The 19,887-nt window shown below is 47.0% G+C and carries 16 protein-coding genes and 1 tRNA gene; 3 read left to right on the forward strand and 14 right to left on the reverse strand.

Features of this window, described 5'->3' with window-relative positions; genetic code table 11:
* The coding region (locus tag AC5V8P_RS11030) for a GDSL-type esterase/lipase family protein (protein ID WP_495473635.1) at nucleotides 1–1,415 on the forward strand (1,415 nt) is incomplete at its 5' end.
* Between the two features lie 290 nt (nucleotides 1,416–1,705).
* Nucleotides 1,706–2,038, forward strand: coding sequence for a hypothetical protein (locus AC5V8P_RS11035; protein WP_019688017.1), 333 nt, complete (start codon nucleotides 1,706–1,708; stop codon nucleotides 2,036–2,038).
* Nucleotides 2,039–2,403: 365 nt separating this feature from the next.
* Here the strand turns inward: AC5V8P_RS11035 and AC5V8P_RS11040 are convergent, their stop codons facing one another.
* The 12 genes from AC5V8P_RS11040 to lspA form a co-directional block, all read right to left on the reverse strand.
* A complete protein-coding gene (locus AC5V8P_RS11040) occupies nucleotides 2,404–3,351 on the reverse strand; it encodes an NAD(P)-dependent oxidoreductase (protein WP_064796072.1) in 948 nt (315 codons plus the stop codon).
* Nucleotides 3,352–3,988: 637 nt separating this feature from the next.
* Nucleotides 3,989–4,062 (reverse strand) — tRNA-Ile (locus AC5V8P_RS11045).
* Nucleotides 4,063–4,182: 120 nt separating this feature from the next.
* Nucleotides 4,183–4,347 (reverse strand): hypothetical protein, encoded by a 165-nt coding sequence (locus AC5V8P_RS11050; RefSeq protein ID WP_167669737.1) that lies wholly within the window; start codon nucleotides 4,345–4,347, stop codon nucleotides 4,183–4,185.
* Nucleotides 4,348–4,493: 146 nt separating this feature from the next.
* Nucleotides 4,494–5,135 (reverse strand): orotate phosphoribosyltransferase, encoded by a 642-nt coding sequence (gene pyrE, locus AC5V8P_RS11055; protein WP_064796071.1) that lies wholly within the window; start codon nucleotides 5,133–5,135, stop codon nucleotides 4,494–4,496.
* Nucleotides 5,132–5,926 carry an orotidine-5'-phosphate decarboxylase gene (gene pyrF, locus AC5V8P_RS11060; RefSeq protein WP_081276753.1) on the reverse strand — a complete coding sequence of 265 codons (795 nt, stop codon included), beginning with the start codon at nucleotides 5,924–5,926 and terminating at the stop codon, nucleotides 5,132–5,134. Before pyrF ends, pyrE begins: the two co-directional genes overlap by 4 nt.
* Before the next feature lie 64 nt (nucleotides 5,927–5,990).
* Nucleotides 5,991–9,206 (reverse strand): carbamoyl-phosphate synthase large subunit, encoded by a 3,216-nt coding sequence (gene carB, locus AC5V8P_RS11065; RefSeq protein WP_064796069.1) that lies wholly within the window; start codon nucleotides 9,204–9,206, stop codon nucleotides 5,991–5,993.
* A 1-nt stretch (nucleotide 9,207) separates the two neighbouring features.
* Nucleotides 9,208–10,344, reverse strand: a complete 1,137-nt coding sequence (gene carA, locus AC5V8P_RS11070) for a glutamine-hydrolyzing carbamoyl-phosphate synthase small subunit (RefSeq protein WP_063210159.1) — start codon at nucleotides 10,342–10,344, stop codon at nucleotides 9,208–9,210.
* 60 nt (nucleotides 10,345–10,404) lie between these two features.
* Complete coding sequence (gene pyrC / locus AC5V8P_RS11075; protein WP_064796068.1) at nucleotides 10,405–11,727, reverse strand: dihydroorotase; 1,323 nt, start codon at nucleotides 11,725–11,727, stop codon at nucleotides 10,405–10,407.
* Between the two features lie 59 nt (nucleotides 11,728–11,786).
* Nucleotides 11,787–12,701, reverse strand: a complete 915-nt coding sequence (locus AC5V8P_RS11080; RefSeq protein ID WP_063210157.1) for an aspartate carbamoyltransferase catalytic subunit — start codon at nucleotides 12,699–12,701, stop codon at nucleotides 11,787–11,789.
* A gap of 2 nt (nucleotides 12,702–12,703) precedes the next feature.
* Nucleotides 12,704–13,264 (reverse strand): bifunctional pyr operon transcriptional regulator/uracil phosphoribosyltransferase PyrR, encoded by a 561-nt coding sequence (pyrR, locus tag AC5V8P_RS11085; protein WP_063210156.1) that lies wholly within the window; start codon nucleotides 13,262–13,264, stop codon nucleotides 12,704–12,706.
* Nucleotides 13,265–13,768: 504 nt separating this feature from the next.
* Complete coding sequence (locus AC5V8P_RS11090) at nucleotides 13,769–14,740, reverse strand: RluA family pseudouridine synthase (protein ID WP_063210155.1); 972 nt, start codon at nucleotides 14,738–14,740, stop codon at nucleotides 13,769–13,771.
* Between the two features lies 1 nt (nucleotide 14,741).
* Nucleotides 14,742–15,233, reverse strand: a complete 492-nt coding sequence (gene lspA / locus AC5V8P_RS11095; RefSeq protein WP_063210154.1) for a signal peptidase II — start codon at nucleotides 15,231–15,233, stop codon at nucleotides 14,742–14,744.
* Nucleotides 15,234–15,467: 234 nt separating this feature from the next.
* Here lspA and AC5V8P_RS11100 point away from each other — a divergent pair, with 234 nt between their 5' ends.
* Nucleotides 15,468–16,202: a TraR/DksA C4-type zinc finger protein gene (locus AC5V8P_RS11100; RefSeq protein ID WP_064796067.1), complete on the forward strand. Its 735-nt coding sequence runs from the start codon at nucleotides 15,468–15,470 to the stop codon at nucleotides 16,200–16,202.
* Between the two features lie 18 nt (nucleotides 16,203–16,220).
* Here AC5V8P_RS11100 and AC5V8P_RS11105 read toward each other — a convergent pair whose 3' ends face one another.
* Complete coding sequence (locus AC5V8P_RS11105) at nucleotides 16,221–16,613, reverse strand: DUF5665 domain-containing protein (RefSeq protein WP_231116775.1); 393 nt, start codon at nucleotides 16,611–16,613, stop codon at nucleotides 16,221–16,223.
* 139 nt (nucleotides 16,614–16,752) lie between these two features.
* Complete coding sequence (gene ileS / locus AC5V8P_RS11110; RefSeq protein ID WP_064796066.1) at nucleotides 16,753–19,842, reverse strand: isoleucine--tRNA ligase; 3,090 nt, start codon at nucleotides 19,840–19,842, stop codon at nucleotides 16,753–16,755.
* Between the last annotated feature and the right edge of the window lie 45 nt (nucleotides 19,843–19,887).

Consider the following 19,887-nt stretch of genomic DNA (forward strand, 5'->3'; position numbering starts at 1 on the left):
TAGCGGTACATGAAGCCCGTCCTTTTGTATTGGTGTTACCTGGCGGTGGCTACGAGCATTTGGCCTCACATGAAGGAGAGCCGATCGCCCAGTGGTTAAATGATTTAGGTATTCACGCGGGTGTGCTGGAGTATCAGGTCGGCGATTTCGAGGTTACCTCCTTGCTGGAGGATGTTGAACATGCCCTACAGTGGATTCGCCAAACACCGCATGACTGGCTAGTGATCCCTGATCAAGTGGGTCTCATCGGTTTTTCAGCAGGCGGTCACTTGGCCTCCATTGTGTCCACGATTGGAGCAGAAAAACCAAATCTTCTGATGTTGGGGTACCCTGTAATATCATTGCATGAGCCTTATACGCATATTGGAAGCCGTACGCATTTTTTAGGCGAACAGCCGACCTCGGAGCAGCTTCAAGCCTTTTCATCCGATCGGCAAGTGACTGCACAGACACCCCCAACTTTTATGTGGACAACGGCCAATGATGGCGCTGTACCGGTAGAAAATAGCCTGTTGTTCGCTTTCTCATTGTCTAGGGAGCATATTCCGTTTGAACTGCATGTATTTGAAGAAGGGCGGCACGGATTGGGACTGTCTGAGGACAACCATGAATGCCGACAATGGCTTGACCTGGCGGAAAAATGGCTTCAAAAACATGGATATGCGCAGGCAAGACAGCAGATGACAACCCGACTGTTTATCGCAGGAGACTCTACTGCAGCCCAAAAAGGGGCAGCCGAAAAACCGATGACAGGCTGGGGCGAACATTTGCAAGCTTATTTTGGCCCAACTGTGCATGTGGACAATCGTGCCGTCAACGGACGAAGCACCAAATCCTTTATAGCAGAAGGGCGATTAGCTGATATTGAAAAAGATATTCAAGCTGGCGATTATCTGTTTATTCAATTTGGACACAACGATGAGAAAAAAGAAGACCCCGCGCGCTACACCGATCCTGATGGAGAGTACCGTCTAAACTTAATTCAATTCATTCAGTCCGCTCGGGAACGTGGTGGAATTCCAGTACTGTTGACCTCGGTCAGCCGCCGCCGCTTTACCGCAAACGGTGAACCTGATCCGCTGGCCGTGGGAACCTATCCCGCTGCCATGAGACAAGTTGCCAAGGAAACTCAGACGCCGTTGCTCGATATTTTCAAAGCATCACAGCAGCTTTATCGTTCCATGGGTGAACAAGAGTCTCAGCTTCTATTTATGCATTTGCCTGAAAAAACGCATCCTAATTACCCGGCTGGTATAGCAGATAATAGTCATTTTTCGGACGAAGGAGCAAAGAAAATCGCCCAGTTGGTAGCTGAAGCGATTCGTCAAAGTACGGAGCTGTCTGCATTAAAACCACGTATGATCGAAAGAAATCTAGATCGCAGTGAGACGCTTGCGCACCAACTTGTCAACTAATACCAAGTGCCAGATATGTTAATACGAAAACGGACCTCGAGCGTATCACGCTGATGTCCGTTTTTATTCTGTTATAGACAAATTTGGTTCAGATATAGAGAATAGCCCAAGAAAATTAAGTATATTAAAATGAATTTCTTCAATTGTCATATTTTAATTCTTTTATATCTTATAGGACTTTAGAATCATTTTATTGTATTATTTTGACAACATTTGTCGAATGAAGTGAAATCAATAATTTTACATGGTATATTTTAGGAGCTCATACCATACATAAGGAGGATTTTTTAATGAATACTAAGAAAATATTATTATCAACAGCTATGTCTTTGGGACTCCTTGGAAGTATTATCGTTCCTAGTGCGTCCGCATCAGTAGGCCCTTCTCCAGTAATTACACCTATTGTAGAAGTTAATGGAGTATACTACAGAACGGCTACGTTGCCACGTAATTATTCCTATGCGCTGTCAAACTACCCAGGGGATACTTATAAAGTGGCGAGCGGAAATGTCACCGTTTCCGCTTCCGGCGTGGTAACTACCACCACTGCAACGAATGCAAGAGTCGAGATTTACGCCGGTAACGGTAAATTGAGAATGGTGTATACCGTTAAGGTAAACTAGGAAAAAGCGGTAAAGAAAGCACTGCCCGTCTATTGGGCAGTGCTTTCTTTATTAGGCTATAATCCTACTAGGGTGTGTACGCAAACTGTGAAGCCGTCCTCTGGGTTGCCCGTATCGGTGCTTCATGGGATTATTTACCCAATTATGATGGCCCTTGGTCTTCAGCCTACAGCTTTTTCTGGCGTTCGTGGTTGATGTACTGGGGAATCCGCTCCGCTTTGAGTTGACACTAGGACAGGCAGATGATTCGGTAATGGATTCCGAACAAGCGAGACCGAAGAAAAAAGCGGGCGTATGACTAGGATACGTATAAAGAACGGCCAATTAATCGACTACTTTTTTAATAAAATGAAAAATTATCAGAACTATAACACCTGATTAAGCTTGCTTTCGGGTTCTTCACCGTTTTTTATATGTTTTATATTATTGACAAAAAAATCATATCTTTTTTTATGCAACTTGACGCCATCTGGCATGCCAGCAGTATGGGGAGTAAGTATGACATTACTCAGATTCCTTAGTTCGCTGTCAATTGAAAGCGGTTCAGATTCAAACACATCCAAGCATGCTCCTGAAATTTCTTTATCTTTTAAAGCAGCTATTAAGTCATTTTCATTGACAATCCCACCGCGAGCCGTATTGATAAAAAGTGCGGCATTCTTCATCTTTTTGAATACTGCTTTATCAATCAGTTGTTTGGTTTGCGGATTCAGTGACGTATGTACAGTGACTATATCTGATACGCTTACAAGATTATCGAAATCCGTCATTTTTACAAAGCTGTCAGGTTGTACAACGGCATGTCTAGCATTAACCAGCACATTCATATCAAAAACCCTGCAAAACTCAGCTACTTTTTTACCGACAGCACCAAAGCCGATAATCCCTATCGTTTTACCTTTTAATTCACTTCCTGTATAGTCCAACTGTTTTTCATCTATTCTGGTTTTCATGAATCTATCAAGGTAGGGTATGTTTTTATAATAAGACAACATCAGCGCCATTACATGCTCGGCCACTGCCTGCGCATTCACTCCTGCAGCATTAGCTACCCAAACACCTAGTTGCGTGCAGGCATCAATATCTACATTATCATACCCTGCACCCGTCTGTACCAGTTTCAATTTTTTTGCCATGGAAAGTAAGTCGCGATCCACTTTGATATGTTCAGGTATGATAACCTGGCAGTCTCCAATATGATGCAGAATTTCTTTTCCCGGCGACACAATTACAATATCCCAGTCATTAGGAAAATATCTTTTAATATTTGATTTAGAAATTTGTGTAAAATAGCCTACTATAAGAATTTTCATTGTCAAGCCACCTCCAATTTCTTTGTTTTTACAATAATATGTTTATTGATATTTGTAAAATTGAAAGTTTATATAAATTCTACATAGACTTAGCCACATCCTTATCGAAATCAACGCCAAAAAAGCCTTGAACACGCTCGCTGTCTTGTCATAGCGGGTTGCCAAGCGCCAATACTGTTTCACTTGATTAAAAAAAGCCCTTACGATTAAATGCTCTTATTTTTACGTATCCTTGTCGTAAACTCGCTTCTTTCGCCGGTTGCGTTTTGTTCCTTTATTAAGGCCATAATCACATCGGTATCATGCGCCTGATCCGCCAAAATTTCTCGATTCTGTAAATCCAGCTTCGAAAGATACGGGGGGCAAAAGCATCTGAACGACTCCCCATTCACGGTCTGTTAATTTGTATCTTCGTCCCATATCTCTTATTTTACCAGAATGTTCTCTTGATTTACAGTTTGCGTACACACCCTAGCTATTGCAATGTATTCATGAGATGCTTAAAAATTAGTTACCGCACTCTTTAATTTTCCTTTTACTAGGATAAACAATCTACCTCTCCAAAACAAATCCTATCACTAAAGCAGCGAATAATGAACAACAAAAAACCCTTGCTAAGCAAGGGTTTTTGAGGAAATGGGCCCTGAGGGACTCGAACCCCCGACCAATCGGTTATGAGCCGACCGCTCTAACCAACTGAGCTAAGGGCCCTCAAAAAAATATGTATATTCACGCTACATATTTGTAACAGCAACGTTAATTAACATACAACATTTTCTTGTGTTTCGTCAATAGTTTTTTAAAATTTTCTTTTTAATTTTTTTTATGACCCTACAGAATAAATCGGACACCATAGCGACCTTTGCGCGAGCGGTACACCTCCACTGCGCGGGGGTCATTGTAGCCATACATCCAACCATCATGTTCTAGCCTTTTTGCCAGACATCCTGCTTGGAATTTAGTCGTGTACAGTCTGCCATAGTAAACCCAATACATCCGAACTCCCCTTTTCACATGATAGTAGGTGTTAGTGTATCCGGATCGAATTCGATTTACACAGCTTGATTTATAACAATCTATACTGAATGCAAAGTGACTGTACTGCACGATCTATTAGCTCTGCTATCTCTATATGCTCAGCCTTATTTGCCAAAGGAAGCCGGGTCTTGGCGCCAGGAACGCAGCAGCTCCATTTCTTCCTCCTGAATGGTTCCTTCACGCAAGGCGACCTCCATCAAAGCGGTGTAATTGGACAAGGTTTGCAGCTTCACTCCTGCTTCTTCAAAAGCTTGAGTGGCTTTGTCCAACTGGTAGCTGAAAATAGCCAGTACAGCTAACGGCTGGGCGCCTGCTTGCTCTACAGCCTGGGCTGCTTTAATAGAGCTTCCCCCGGTAGAGATGAGGTCCTCGATGACCATAACCTTTTGCCCGGCGCTGATGCGACCCTCGATTTGGTTCTCTTTCCCATGTCCTTTAGCTTTGTCTCTGACATAAGCCATTGGCAGATTTAGCTTTTGTGCCACCCAGGCAGCATGAGGAATCCCTGCTGTGGCTGTGCCGGCAATAACCTCTGTTTCGGGGTATTGTTCACGGATGATAGCCGCAAAAGAGTCTGCGATCAGTTCACGCACCTCCGGGTAGGACATGGTCAGGCGGTTGTCACAGTAGATAGGGGATTTAATGCCTGATGTCCATGTAAAAGGCTGCTGTGGACGCAGTGCCACTGCTTGAATGCGCAACAGATGGGATGCAATTTGCTCTGGTATATTGTTTAATGTAGTCATACTTGTAACATCTCCTCAATAATATGTTTTGCTGCGGCGCGTGGGTCTGGTGCCGCCGTGATCGGCCGTCCAACGACAATATAGCTGCTGCCTTGGGCAATGGCTTGTCCGGGTGTGAGCACACGAGATTGATCACCTGTAGCGCTGCCTGCCGGGCGTATGCCCGGGGTTATGGTTTTAAAGTCAGATCCGCATACAGCACGAATCGCAGGCACTTCTAATGGGGATGCTACCACACCGTCCAGTCCAGCTTCACGTGTCAATTGTGCATAACGGACGACTGTATCCTGCACCGTGCCAGGAATGCCCAGCTCCGTATTCATGGTCGTCTGATCTGTGCTGGTCAACTGTGTGACTGCAATAATTAGCGGCATGGCAAGCGAGCTGTCTGCGGAAATCGCTGCTTCGGCTCCGGCTCTGGCTGCAGACATCATACTGCGTCCTCCAGCAGCGTGTACATTAAACATATCCACGCCTAGACGGGTAATACTCTCTGCTCCTCCCCGTACCGTGTTGGGGATATCATGCATTTTCAAATCCAGAAATACGGAATAACCTCTTGATTTTAATTGTTTTACAAAAGCTGGTCCTGCGCTATAAAACAGCTGCATCCCCACTTTTATATAACAAGGAATTCCCTCAAGCTGCCGAATGAACTGCTCAGCCTGTTGTGCATCCGGGTAATCTAACGCAACCATCAGCCGTCCTGCCATCTGCTGAAATGCTTCGTTCACCGTTCTACATCCCCTTTTCACATCATTTCGGGTATATGTGCCCGTGATAAAGGACATCCGCCAGCAAAAGCTGATGAATGTCCTTCCCATTACTACTTATTTTCCATCTATTTATAACTCGTTAGTTGCTGAGAACTGGCATCGACTCGGATGTGAAGTTAATCGTCTCCAGCATTTTTAACAAAGCGCGTACTGTATCCAGTGAGGTCATGCAGACAACGCCGTTCTCAACCGCTTCGCGTCGAATGCGGAACCCGTCACGCTCTGGCGTTTTGCCTTTGGTCAGCGTATTGAAGACAAAGTTGGCTTCACCTGTGCGGATCATATCCAGAATATTCGGATTGCCCTCACTTAGCTTGTTAACAGTGTTTACTGGAATGTGGGCCTGTTCCAATGCAGCTGCCGTTCCACCTGTAGCAATAATTTTGTAGCCCAGTCTATAAAAGCCCTGCATCAGCTCAACCGCTTCTTCTTTATCCTTATCCGCTACCGTGATGATGATCGCTCCGGTGGATGGAATTTTCATCCCTGCGCCTACGAGTCCTTTGTATAATGCTTTGGCGTACTGGATATCGCGTCCCATAACTTCACCTGTAGATTTCATTTCAGGCCCCAGTGTCGGCTCTACACGACGCAGCTTGGCAAAGGAGAATACAGGAACCTTAACCGAGACATAATTACTCTCAGGCCAAAGCCCGTCTGTATAGCCTGCATCTTTGAGCTTGCCGCCCAAAATGGCTTGTGTCGCCAGGTTTGCCATCGGAATATTCGTAACTTTGCTAAGGAAAGGAACCGTCCGTGAGGAACGAGGGTTAACCTCGATGACATACACCTCATCCTGATGAATGACGAACTGAATGTTCACCAGACCAATCGTTTTCAATTCCTTGGCAATGCTGATCGTAATGTCCACGACTTTTTGCTTTAGCTCGTCAGACAAGTGCTGCGGCGGATATACCGCGATCGAGTCACCTGAGTGAACTCCTGCCCGTTCCACATGCTCCATGATCCCTGGTACTAGAACCGTTTCACCGTCACAGATGGCATCGACTTCAACTTCTTTGCCCAGCATATAACGGTCGATGAGCACGGGATGTTCCGGATTGATTTTAACCGCTTCTTCCATGTACCGCAGCAATTCCGTATCTGAGTACACAATTTCCATAGCGCGTCCGCCCAGGACGTAGGAAGGACGTACCAGAACCGGATACCCCAATGCCTGGGCAGTTCCTACCGCTTCATCTACCGAGGTGACCGTATTGCCTTTAGGCTGTGCGATAGCAAGGCGAGACAGAAGCTGTTCGAACTTTTTCCGGTCTTCTGCTTCATCGATACTTTCCAGACTCGTACCCAAAATATTCACGCCTGCCGCACTTAGTGGGGCTGCGAGGTTAATCGCCGTTTGACCGCCGAACTGGACGATGACACCGATCGGTTTCTCCTGCTCGATGACGTTCATTACATCTTCGAAGAAAAGTGGCTCAAAGTAGAGACGATCCGACGTGTTAAAGTCCGTAGATACAGTCTCTGGGTTGTTATTAATAATTACCGCTTCGTAACCCGCTTTTTGAATAGCCCATACCGCATGTACGGTGGAGTAGTCAAATTCAATCCCTTGACCGATCCGAATAGGTCCAGAGCCGAGTACAATGACTTTCTCTTTGTTAGATGGAATGACTTCGTTTTCCACCTCATAAGAGGAGTAATAGTACGGAGTTGTAGCTTCAAACTCGGCTGCGCACGTATCTACCATTTTGTAGACAGGACGCAGGTTTTGATTTAGACGGAATTCACGAACCTCAGACTCGGTTGTCATACTCTTCTGTTGACCCATACTGCGAATCTCGGCAATGGAGCGGTCGGTAAAACCTTTTCGTTTGGCCTGATAAAGTGTTTCCGAGGACAGCTCAGACTCTCCAGCGATAATGGATTCGAACTTAACAATTCCTTCTACCTTATCGAGGAACCACCAATCAATTTGGGTTATATCTTGAATATCCTGTTGCTTCCAGCCGCGGCGGAACGCCTCGGCTACCAAGAACAAGCGCTCATCATCTGCTTGGCGCAGGCGATCCTTAAGCACCTCATCAGATAGTTGATCGGCACCCTTGAGATGCAGGCGATGCACACCAATTTCCAGAGAACGAACCGCTTTATGGATAGACTCTTCAAATGTACGTCCGATGGCCATGACTTCACCGGTTGCTTTCATCTGTGTGCCAAGCTTGCGGTTGGCAGAAATGAACTTGTCAAATGGCCAGCGTGGTATTTTACTCACGATGTAATCCAATGTCGGCTCAAAGCAAGCATACGTTTGTCCTGTTACTGGGTTCACAATTTCATCCAATGTGTAGCCTAATGCAATTTTGGCCGCCATTTTGGCAATTGGATATCCTGTTGCCTTGGAAGCCAATGCCGAGGAACGACTCACCCGTGGGTTGACCTCAATCACGTAGTATTGATAGCTGTGCGGATCCAGCGCAAACTGTACATTACAGCCGCCTTCGATATTGAGGGCGCGGATAATTTTCAGAGAAGCGGAGCGCAGCATTTGATACTCACGATCTGACAGCGTCTGGCTCGGCGCTACAACGATACTGTCGCCAGTGTGCACGCCCACCGGATCGAAGTTCTCCATGTTGCAGACAACGATGCAGTTGTCATTGCCGTCACGCATAACTTCATACTCAACTTCCTTCATACCTGCGATACTTTTTTCCACTAAGCATTGCCCGATTGGACTGTAACGCAAGCCAGAGCTCACTGTTTCACGCAATTCTTCTTCTGTGGCGCAGATCCCACCGCCTGTTCCCCCGAGCGTATAAGCCGGGCGAACGATAATGGGATAACCAATTTCGTTAGCAAACTCCAGTGACTCTTCCAGTGTTGTTACAATTACGCTTTCCGGTACTGGCTGTTCCAACTCACGCATCAAGTCGCGGAACAAGTCCCGATCTTCAGCTTTTTCAATTGAATTCAGTTGAGTTCCCAGCAGTTTAACGTTTTCGCGTTCCAACACCCCAGCGCGAGCCAGTTCCACTGCCATATTCAAACCTGTCTGCCCTCCCAGCGTAGGAAGGAGACCATCCGGACGCTCCTGGCGGATAATCTGTGTTACAAAATCAAGTGTAATCGGCTCGATGTATACTTTATCTGCCATATTGGTGTCTGTCATGATGGTTGCCGGGTTACTGTTGATCAGTACTACCTCGACGCCTTCTTCTTTGAGCGCTTGACAAGCTTGTGTACCAGCGTAATCGAATTCTGCTGCCTGACCGATGACGATAGGACCGGAACCGATCACGAGTATTTTTTTAAGTTCTGTATTTTTCGGCATATTAGCGCTCTCCTCTCACTGCGGCGGCGATAGCAGCCTGACGCGGTTGCTTGGGTTGATTTCTTTTGTGCTCACGGATCATTTCCAGAAAGCGATCAAACAGGTAGCCATTATCGTAAGGACCAGGCGCAGCCTCTGGGTGGTATTGCACTGAAAACGCGGGATACTTGGTATGTTTAAGACCCTCAATCGTTTTATCGTTGTTGTTAATATGCGTCACTTCAAGCTCCGTTCCTTGAATCGATTCCTCATTCACTGTGTAGCCATGATTTTGTGAAGTGATGAAGCAGCGCCCGCTCTCCAGTTCTTTCACCGGGTGGTTACCACCGCGATGTCCGAATTTCAGCTTTTCCGTATCTGCTCCCGAAGCTAAGGCGAACAACTGGTGTCCCAAGCAAATTCCGAAAATTGGGTATTCTCCTAGCAGTTCAGCCACTGTACGAACGGCATGTGGTACGTCTTTTGGATCTCCAGGACCGTTGGACAGCTGGATACCGTCCGGATCCAAGCGACGAATTTCCTCGGCGGTAGTATCATGTGGAACGACGACCACATCGCAATCCCGTTTATTCAGTTCGCGCAGGATGCCACTTTTAGCACCATAGTCAATCAATACGATGCGTTCTCCGTTGCCAGGGCTGCTGTACGGATGAGGAGTAGAGGTCAAAGGAACCTGATTACGCAGTTCTTCGATGGTCAAGTCGGACATCATTTCTTTTAGTTCTTCCAACGGCTGGGAACCAGTCGTTAAAATGCCCTTCATCGTGCCATGATGGCGAATAATCCGGGTGAGCATGCGGGTGTCGATGTCGCTAATGCCAATGATGCCATATTCCTTCAGCAAATCGCCCACGCTGTATTGAGCACGCCAGTTACTTGGCGCTGGCTCGTAATGTCGAACAGCAAAGCCGTGGACATAAGGCCGTACCGATTCAAAGTCATCACGAGTTATTCCGTAATTTCCAATCAGCGGGTAAGTCATGGTTACGATTTGTCCGCAATAAGAGGGATCCGTCAGCACCTCTTGATAGCCTGTAATCCCTGTGTTGAAAACGACCTCGCCTGTTTTTTCACCTTCCGCACCAAATGATGTGCCTGTAAACAGCGTGCCGTCCTGAAGTAACAATCTTGCCTGCATCCCGTCTCACTCCTCTATATTGTTTCCTGCTATAAGGTTCTATTTTTTAGTAGTTGTGTATTATTGCGCTTCGTCGGCAGACCATACCAGTTTGCCGTCTACCCAAGTTTTCACAGGCCAGCCTTTGAGCTTCCAGCCTGTAAAAGGAGTGTTGCGTCCTTTGCTGGCAAACGTCTGTGGATCAACCGCCTGCTCCTGCTCCAGATCAATCATGGTCAGGTCAGCGGGTGCTCCCTCTTCCAGGCGTCCCGTATCAAGTCGGAAGACACGCGCTGGATCAGTCGTCATACGGCGTACCAGAAAGTCCAGCGTCCATTTTCCGGTAGCTACGAATTTGGTGTACAACAGCGGAAAGGCTGTCTCAAATCCGACGATTCCAAATGGCGCCAGCTCCATGCCTTTTGCCTTCTCTTCCTCGCTGTGTGCTGCATGGTCAGTTACGATGATATCAATCGTGCCGTCTTCCAGCCCCTCAATGCATGCCTGGACATCACGCGGAGAGCGGAGCGGAGGATTCATTTTCCAGTTAGCATCCAGTCCAGGAATATCTTCATCGGAAAGTACCAAGTGATGCGGGCATACCTCAGCAGTGACCTTGATGCCAAAGGATTTGGCATGGCGGATCAATCGCACCGATTGCTCTGTACTCACATGGCATACATGATAATGTGCCCCGGTTGCCTCGGATAGCAGGATATCACGTCCGACATGGATGGCTTCAGATTCATTGGGTATACCTTTGAGCCCGTGACGCTTGGCAAATTCACCGTCTGTTACTGCTGCTCCTACAACAAGTGTGTTATCTTCACAGTGTGCAATGACCGGCATATCCAGCGCTTTGGCGCGTGACATGGCATCCTTCATCATTTGTGCGCTTTGCACTCCGACTCCATCATCAGTAAAGCCGATGGCACCTGCTGCCTTGAGCGCTTCAAAATCCGTCAGTTCACGTCCCAGCTCGTTTTTCGTGATGGCTGCGTAAGGAAGCACCTTGGCGAGCCCGGCTTCCTGCCCCTTTTTCAGCACCAGCTGAACCGTGTCCACATTGTCCGTCACCGGACGTGTGTTTGGCATGCAGGCAATCGTGGTAAATCCACCTTTCACCGCAGCGCGACTGCCTGTTTCAATTGTTTCTTTATATTCAAAACCAGGTTCTCTCAGATGCACATGCATATCGATTAAACCGGGGATGACTAGCTTTCCCTGGGCGTCGATTTTGTCGACTTCGAGCTCTTGCCCGGATGCCCCTTCTTCCTTAATGAGGCTAATCCCGGCTTCCGCATTTGCGATAGCCACAATTTTTCCGTCAGCGATGAGAATGGATTTTAATTCTGTCTCGCCCTGCTCGTTCAATACGCTTGCATTCATAATTAATTGTTTCATCTGAAATATTCCTCCGCTCAGGTTTTTTGCAACGTTTCCTACGATTCTGCTGACAGCTTCTACAGCTTCATTGCCCGTTCCATAACCGCCATACGGATCGGAACTCCGTTGGCCATTTGCGGAAAAATTCGCGATTGCTCGCTTTCCACCACTGCACTGTCGATCTCCACATTCCGATTCACTGGAGCCGGGTGCATGATAATTGTTCCGGACTTAAGGCTCGCTGCTCTTTCTTCTGTCAAACCGTACTGCTCTCGATACTCATCCGCTGAGCGCAACATTCCTTCAGCATGCCGTTCCAGCTGTACCCGCAGCATCATAACTACGTCTGCTTGCAAAGCTTCTTGCATCGGTACATAAGGCGCGTACGTTGCAAGATCAGGTGCTTGCATATTATCCGGTGCGCAGAAGCTAACCTTGGCTCCGAATTTTTGCAAAGCCCACAAATTCGAGCGAGCTACACGGCTGTGCAGAATGTCGCCTATGATGGATACTCTCAAGCCTTTCAGCTCACCGAAAGTTTTGCGCATGGTGTAAAGGTCCAGCAGAGCCTGCGTTGGATGCTCATTGTTGCCGTCCCCCGCATTAACCAGCGGAATACTGACCTTCTCAGCAAGCTCTTGCAGCACTCCGGCTGGCTTTAACCGGATGACTCCAGCATCTATGCCCATGGATTCGAGCGTACGCACCGTATCGTAGATGGACTCCCCTTTTTCCACACTGGAAGCCGCAGCGGAAAAGTTCAAAACCTGAGCGCCTAGGCGCTTCTCCGCCATTTCAAAAGAAAAGCGTGTGCGTGTACTATTTTCAAAAAACATGTTGGCCGCGAAGCGTGACTGTAGAACTGGAATCAGTTTTTGCGGCTGTGATTCCCAGTAATGAGCACGATCCAGAATCGACTCAATTTCATTTCGACTAAGTTCTTTTAATCCGAGCAGGCTACGTTCTCTAAGTTGACTGGCTGTTGTGATCATACCTATTCCCCCCGGTTCTGAATGATCGTCACTTCGTCCTTACCGTCCGTCTCCTGAAGTGCTACTACGATTTCCTCAGATTTGGAGGTCGGGATGTTCTTGCCGATGTAATCTGGACGAATCGGAAGCTCACGGTGTCCGCGATCTGCTAGCACAGCCAGCTGAATCATTTGCGGTCGTCCGCAGTCCATCAATGCATCCATTGCCGCGCGAATGGTGCGGCCTGTGTACAGCACATCGTCAAAGAGAATGACTTTCTTATCATGAACCGATACGTCGGCAGGATTCATCAAAAGCTCTTTTCCATTTCCTTTCGCCTCGGCAACGCTGCTTCGGTCATCCCGGTAGGCTGTGACATCCAGCTCTCCCCATGGAATCGGTGCGCCTTCAATCTCAGCAATTTTTTCAGCCAAGCGCTGCGCCAAATGAACTCCGCGTGTGCGAATGCCTACTAGCACACAATCGTCGATACCCTTGTTTTTCTCCAAAATTTCATGTGCAATCCGCGTTAATGCCCGACGAATCGCAATTTCATCCATCAGTACATGTGTTTCATAACTCATGCTTCCAGCCTCCTCAGGTGATGTTCCCTTCAGACCTGGTCCCGTGTTCGGATACAAAAAAGACTCCTTGCCCAAGTTTGGCAAGGAGTCTCGTATGAACAGTCTTCCACTGTTCTCCGATCTGTCGGACACACTGAAGACATACCGCCGCAGCGGATGCACTGATCAGTGATCCATTCACGTTACCTTGCCAGCCTCACGGGACTGATTTAAAGGTGCTATTCAGGATTTCCTTTGTCCTGCTTCTTATAGTGCGAGATGGCTAACCATCTCTTGGACAAAGTTCATCGCAACTACAAGAAGTATGACAGATTGAAAATCTCGTGTCAACACCCGTTCAACCGGAACCACCGGAAGCACTTTAATAAATATACATCATATCTGTATAATTATCCATAGTTGTTTTTACCCATTCCTTGTCTCACAATAAAAAAACCGCCATTTAGGCGGTCTAAATTAATGATTTATTCAAGTTTTTGAATAGAAAAGCAGTTCATCATTGTTTTAGCGACTACGCAAGGACGTTAATACGTCCTCCATATCAGGAGGGATTGGTCTGCTAAATTCCAAGTATTCTCCCGTAGTTGGATGCTTAAATCCCAGTACCGCTGCATGCAGGGCTTGGCCCTCCATACGAACTCCTTTACTGCGTCCATACATAGGATCGCCAACCAATGGATGCCCAATGAATTTCATGTGAACACGAATTTGATGTGTGCGCCCTGTCTCCAATTGAAGTTCAAGCAAGGTATAATCCCCCAACCGTTCAATAACGAGAAAATGGGTAACTGCATGCTTACTGTTACGTTCCGTCACCGTAAACATTTTACGATCACCTGCATCACGACCGATTGGAGCATCTACGGTTCCCTGGTCGTGGCTCAAATGACCGTGGACCAATGCTATATATTTCCGAGTCACACTATGATCCTTAAGCTGTGCTGCAAGTGATGCGTGGGCCTGATCATTTTTAGCAGCCATCAGCAGTCCTGATGTATCCTTATCAATACGGTGAACAATACCGGGGCGTAATTCCCCGTTAATGCCGGAAAGATCTTGACAGTGGTACATCAGTGCGTTAACCAGTGTTCCTGAGGAGTGCCCTGGTGCAGGATGCACGACTAGACCACGTTGCTTGTTAATGACAATAACATCCGAATCTTCGTACACGACATCTAGCGGAATATTTTCCGGCTTAATATCTACACTTTCTGGCTCAGGTACCGATAGTACAATATGATCTCCTTCAGCCAGCTTGTAGTTCGCTTTGACCGCTGCACCGTTTACCAGCACGCGACCATTCCCAATCCACAGCTGGATCTGGGAACGAGACACATCCTTCATTTCTTCGGCGATGTATTTGTCTATCCGTGTTTTGACATCTCCCGAATCTGCCGTCCATTCCAGAGATTCACCCTCCAGTTCGTCCTCATAAGACAGATCGGTGGATTCGCTGTTTTCATTCACTTCGTTCATGCTATGACTTCCCTTCAACGCTATCATTGCCGTTCCCTTTTTCCCGACGTGATTCCAGCAATGTATCTAAAATAATCAGTGCAACACCGATGACAATCGCCGAGTCTGCCACATTAAAAATCGGGAATGTGTAGCTTCCAAAATTGAACTGCGCAAAATCAACCACTTCTCCCGAGATAGCCCGATCTAGAAAATTACCGACCGCTCCCCCAAGCACCAAACTTAGCGCCACAGGCAGCAGCTTCTGCCCAGCTTTGACTGTTTTTCTCAGGTACCATACGATACCGATCACGACTACAATTGTAATCACGATAAAAAGCCAGCGTTGCCCTTCCAAAATTCCAAAAGCAGCTCCACGGTTACGATGGGAAGTGATTAAAAAGAAATTGCCGATGACCGGTATTTGCTCATACAATTCCATCCGCGTAGCTACCAAATATTTGACTCCCTGATCAATCAAAAAAATAATTAACGCAATACCAAAATAAATCACAGTCCTTCGTCACTCCGATCCGCTTATATCCGTTGTCGAACCCATTTATTGTAGCATAAGCCTTCTCAGATCGTCCACGAGTCCCGCCGGCTATCCAGCACAGTCCATACATGGAATGAACTCGATCACATTTGATTAGAATTTCCTATGTAAAAGAGGTCTTCCCGGTGCACACTACAAGGAGCATACCTGACACAACGCATGCATGTAAATCTTGAACAAGGAGAGGATTCCATGTCCCCATTGACGGAGCAACAGTTGCAGGGCTTGCGTAACGAACTGCTGGAACGCAAAAAGGAAATTGAGCATCGTTTGCAAAACAACGACCATTACGGACTCGGCGATTCTCAACGCGATCAAACTGGTGAGCTTTCTCCCATTGATAATCATCCAGGCGATCTGGCTACCGAAACCTATGAGCGAGCCAAAGATATTTCCTTACTGGAGCATGACGAGTTTCAATTGGAACGGATCAAATCAGCCTTGATGGCTATGGACAAGGGAACCTATGGGATCTGCGCTGCCAGCGGTAAACCCATTCCCTATGAACGCCTGCTGGCTGTTCCCTACACCATTTACTGCAAAGAATACAGTCCTGAAACCGAAGTATCCAACAATCGTCCGGTAGAGGAGGAATTTCTCGCTCCTGCGTTCGGTAGAACAAGCTTGGATGAGCGTGAAGAACAAAACGGCTTTGACGGTGAAGATGCTTGGCAGATCGTTGAAAACTGGGGTACCTCTAACTCCCCAGCCATGGCGGAAAGTGGAGAAGTCCACAGCTATGATGATATGGAAATTGAAGCCGGCGATGATAATATGGGCTTCGTAGAGCCATATGAAAGCTTTGTCGCTACTGACATTTATGGCAGAAATGTCTCCATTGTCCGCAGTTCTATTTATCAGCGATATTTAGAAGACGGCGAGGGTGAAGGTCTGCTGGAGCCAGATATACAAGAGGACGAATCTTAATCTTAATAGTGAAACGTCCTAGTAGGTGGTAAGCTCTAATTGTCGCTGTACGATGCGTACAATATCAGCGATATAATCACCGATAATCGGCAAATTCAGCGCTCCGAGCACCTGCAGCACATATATAATGGTAGCGGCAAAAAAGGTAAAACCGAGCGCGATGCCGACTCCCCGGGAAATTCCTGATATTAGATTTAGCCAAAGTAACCGCCAAGGCTTATTCAGCAGCAAAGCGTAATCTGCAATACGTGTACGTTCCATCTGTTCTGACACAGTCCGTACTAGCTTTTCCACACGATTTAATTTCTCTGCCTGGTCACCTGCTAGTCCCTTATCTAAGGCTACGACAGCTTTTTCTCCCCTCATCCCTTGGAGATACCTTCCCTGTCTGCGCCTTGACCGTGCTGTCATATGCACAATCCCCCTTTTCCCATGGCTGCCCCGAACGCAGCAAACGAGCCGAAGCACGTAACGGAGGAAACCCGTTTCGGATGCTTAGGCTCGTTTTATATGCTGCCTGTTATTGTATTATGGGACAGGGGGCTTGTAATTATTCCCCAATATGAACGCCGATGGTTTTGCCGTTCACTTCTACATGTTCTGCCGGTTCGGCTTGACCAAAGGTCACAGTGGTCACCAATACGTTCTCACGCAACACAGAGTCAAAGCTTTCAATCGCCTGGCGCAGCTCGTTGTCTACATCCAACGTCAATGCCACATACTTTTCAATCGGCAGATCCAGCTTTTTACGGTAGTCTTGTACCGCGCGAACCACTTCACGTACCCAGCCCTCTTGCTCAAGCTCAGGCGTAATGTCTGTATTCAACGCTACCGTTAAGCCATAGCCGGAAGCAGATGCGAAACCTTCCTTCGCTTTTTTCTCCACCAGCAATTCCTCGGCTGTAACTTGCAGCTCTTCCCCTTCTGGAGAAGTCACATTCAGCACTCCTTTTTCTACAACAGAACGTGTGTCCTCCGCAGACATTCCCTTGAAAAGGTTTTGTAGGAATCCAACATTTTTGCCGTATTTCTTACCTGCTACCTTCAAATTCAGCTTCAGTGTAAAATCTACAAACCCGCTATCGTCCGTCTCCACATGGATATGCTTCACATTGATCTCATCTTTGATGATTTCCTCATAGCCACTCAGGTCAAAATCCTGATCCATAGACAGGATCAACTCAGACAACGGTTGACGCGTTTTCAAACCTGTTTCGTTACGGACATTGCGTGCTAATTCAACGACGCGACGTGCTGTTTCCATATCTCGTTCCAGTTCCAGATCAATTAAGGATTCATTAGCAGACGGATAGTCATCCAGATGAACACTTTCCCCCTTGCTCAGGTTGAGATAAATATCCTCAGCAAGCAGCGGTGTGAACGGTGCAAGCAGCTTCGCCGTCGTTAACAGCACCTCGGTCAGTGTACGATATGCATCCAGCTTATCTTCTGTAAGCCCATTGCCCCAGAAACGATCGCGTGAACGACGGATATACCAGTTACTCAGCTCATCCACAAACGACTCAATCGCTTTGGATGAGTTCAGGAAGTCATTGGAAGATAATGCTTTGTCCACGACCAAAATCAGGCTGTTCAGACGGGACAAAATCCAGCGATCCAACTTGTGTGCCGACGGCTTGAATGGGTGCTGTGCCGGATCATATCCGTCAATATCCGCATACAAGGTCAGAAATGCGTGTGTATTGACAAGCGTATCTACCAGCTTCGATTTGGCTTCGCCTACGATGCCTTTGGAAAAGCGTTTGCTATTCCATGGTGCGCTGTCGGAAAGCAACGCCCAACGGAAAGCGTCTGTACCGTACTCGTCAATCACTTCCCACGGATCGATCACATTTCCCTTTGATTTGGACATTTTCTGCCCCTGCTCATCCAGTACATGGCCTGTTGCCATGACAGCTTTGTAAGGAGCTTTGCCAGTCAGCATCGTCGAAACTGCAAGCAAGCTATAGAACCAGCCACGAGTCTGGTCAATGCCTTCACAGATCATATCTGCTGGAAATTGCTGCTCAAACGTTTCATTATTCTCAAAAGGATAATGATGCTGTGCAAACGGCATAGAGCCGCTATCGAACCATACGTCGATAACTTCCGGTGTGCGAGTCATTTCGTATTTACCACATTGGCTACGAACCTTGATATCATCTACATATGGTTTGTGTAGCTCGATATCCGCCGGTACGTCCCCAATCGCACGTTCTCTCAATTCAGCAATACTGTGAGGTGCGAACTGTTCTCCAGTTTCCTCACAAACCCAGATGTTGAGCGGTGTACCCCAATAGCGATCACGACTGATGTTCCAGTCCACCAGTTCCTCCAAAAACTTGCCAAAGCGTCCTTCGCGTACATGACCTGGGTACCATTCAACTTGGCTGTTGTTAGCAATCAGCTGATCCTTGATCGCAGTTGTTTTGATAAACCAGCTGTCCATCGCATAGTACAATAATGGAGTATCGCAGCGCCAGCAGAACGGATAACTGTGCTCATATTTTTCCTTGCTGTACAACAAACCTTTTTCGGACAGCATTTTCACAATATCTACATCGCAATCTTTCACAAAACGACCTGCAAAATCAGTGATTTCAGCTACATAGTTACCTTCAAGGTCCACTACGTTGATAAACCCAACGCCATTTTCACGGCATACGCGATAGTCATCCTCACCATGTGCCGGAGCCATATGAACGATACCTGTACCGCTGGAGTCTGTTACGAACTTCGCGCCCAGAATTTGGTTACCCTTTTCCACCTGAAAATAAGTAAATGGCGGGGTATACGTTTGGCCAACCAGTTCTGAACCGGACAGCGTGCCAATCACTTCATGTTCGCCTTTAATTACGTCCTCAACCAAATTTTTGGCAACGATGTATACACCATCTTCCTGCTTGACACGTGCGTATTCCAGCTCAGGATTAACCGCGAGCGCCACGTGACTCGGCAAAGTCCAAGGTGTTGTCGTCCAGGCAAGTACATATTCACCACTGCTATGCAGCTTGAATTTGGCAGTGGCACTCAGATCCTTTACATCTTTATAGCCCTGTGCAACTTCATGGGAGCTTAGCGTTGTCTGACAATCCGGGCAATACGGACTCACACGATGACCACGATATAGCAGATCTTTTTCATGAATTGTCGCCAAAATGTTCCATACGCTCTCAATATAGTTATTGTCCAGGGTAATGTATGGATGATCGAGGTCTGTCCAGTATCCGATCGCTTCAGTTAAATCGCGCCACTGCTGCTCGTACTCGAACACGCTCGCCTTACATTTTTTAATAAACTTCTCAACGCCATATTCTTCAATTTCAGGTTTGTGGGAGATCCCCAGTTGCTTTTGCACACCCAGTTCTACTGGCAGGCCATGCGTATCCCAGCCTGCCTTACGTACGACACGGTATCCCTTCATAGTCTGATAGCGGCCAACAAAGTCCTTAATTACACGACCCAACACATGACCGATATGCGGTTTGCCGTTAGCAGTTGGTGGACCCTCATAAAACACAAAATTAGGTTTTCCTTCACGATGGGTGATGGATTTACGGAATGTGTCTTCCTGCTTCCATTTGCTTAGTATGCGTAGGTCACGGGACCGTGCTTTTTCTTTGACATCTACTCTATTCATAACGTCATACTTCCTCTCTGCTCATCATTGATTGTTCTAGCGTAC

Source organism: Paenibacillus sp. N119s, assembly GCF_059447605.1.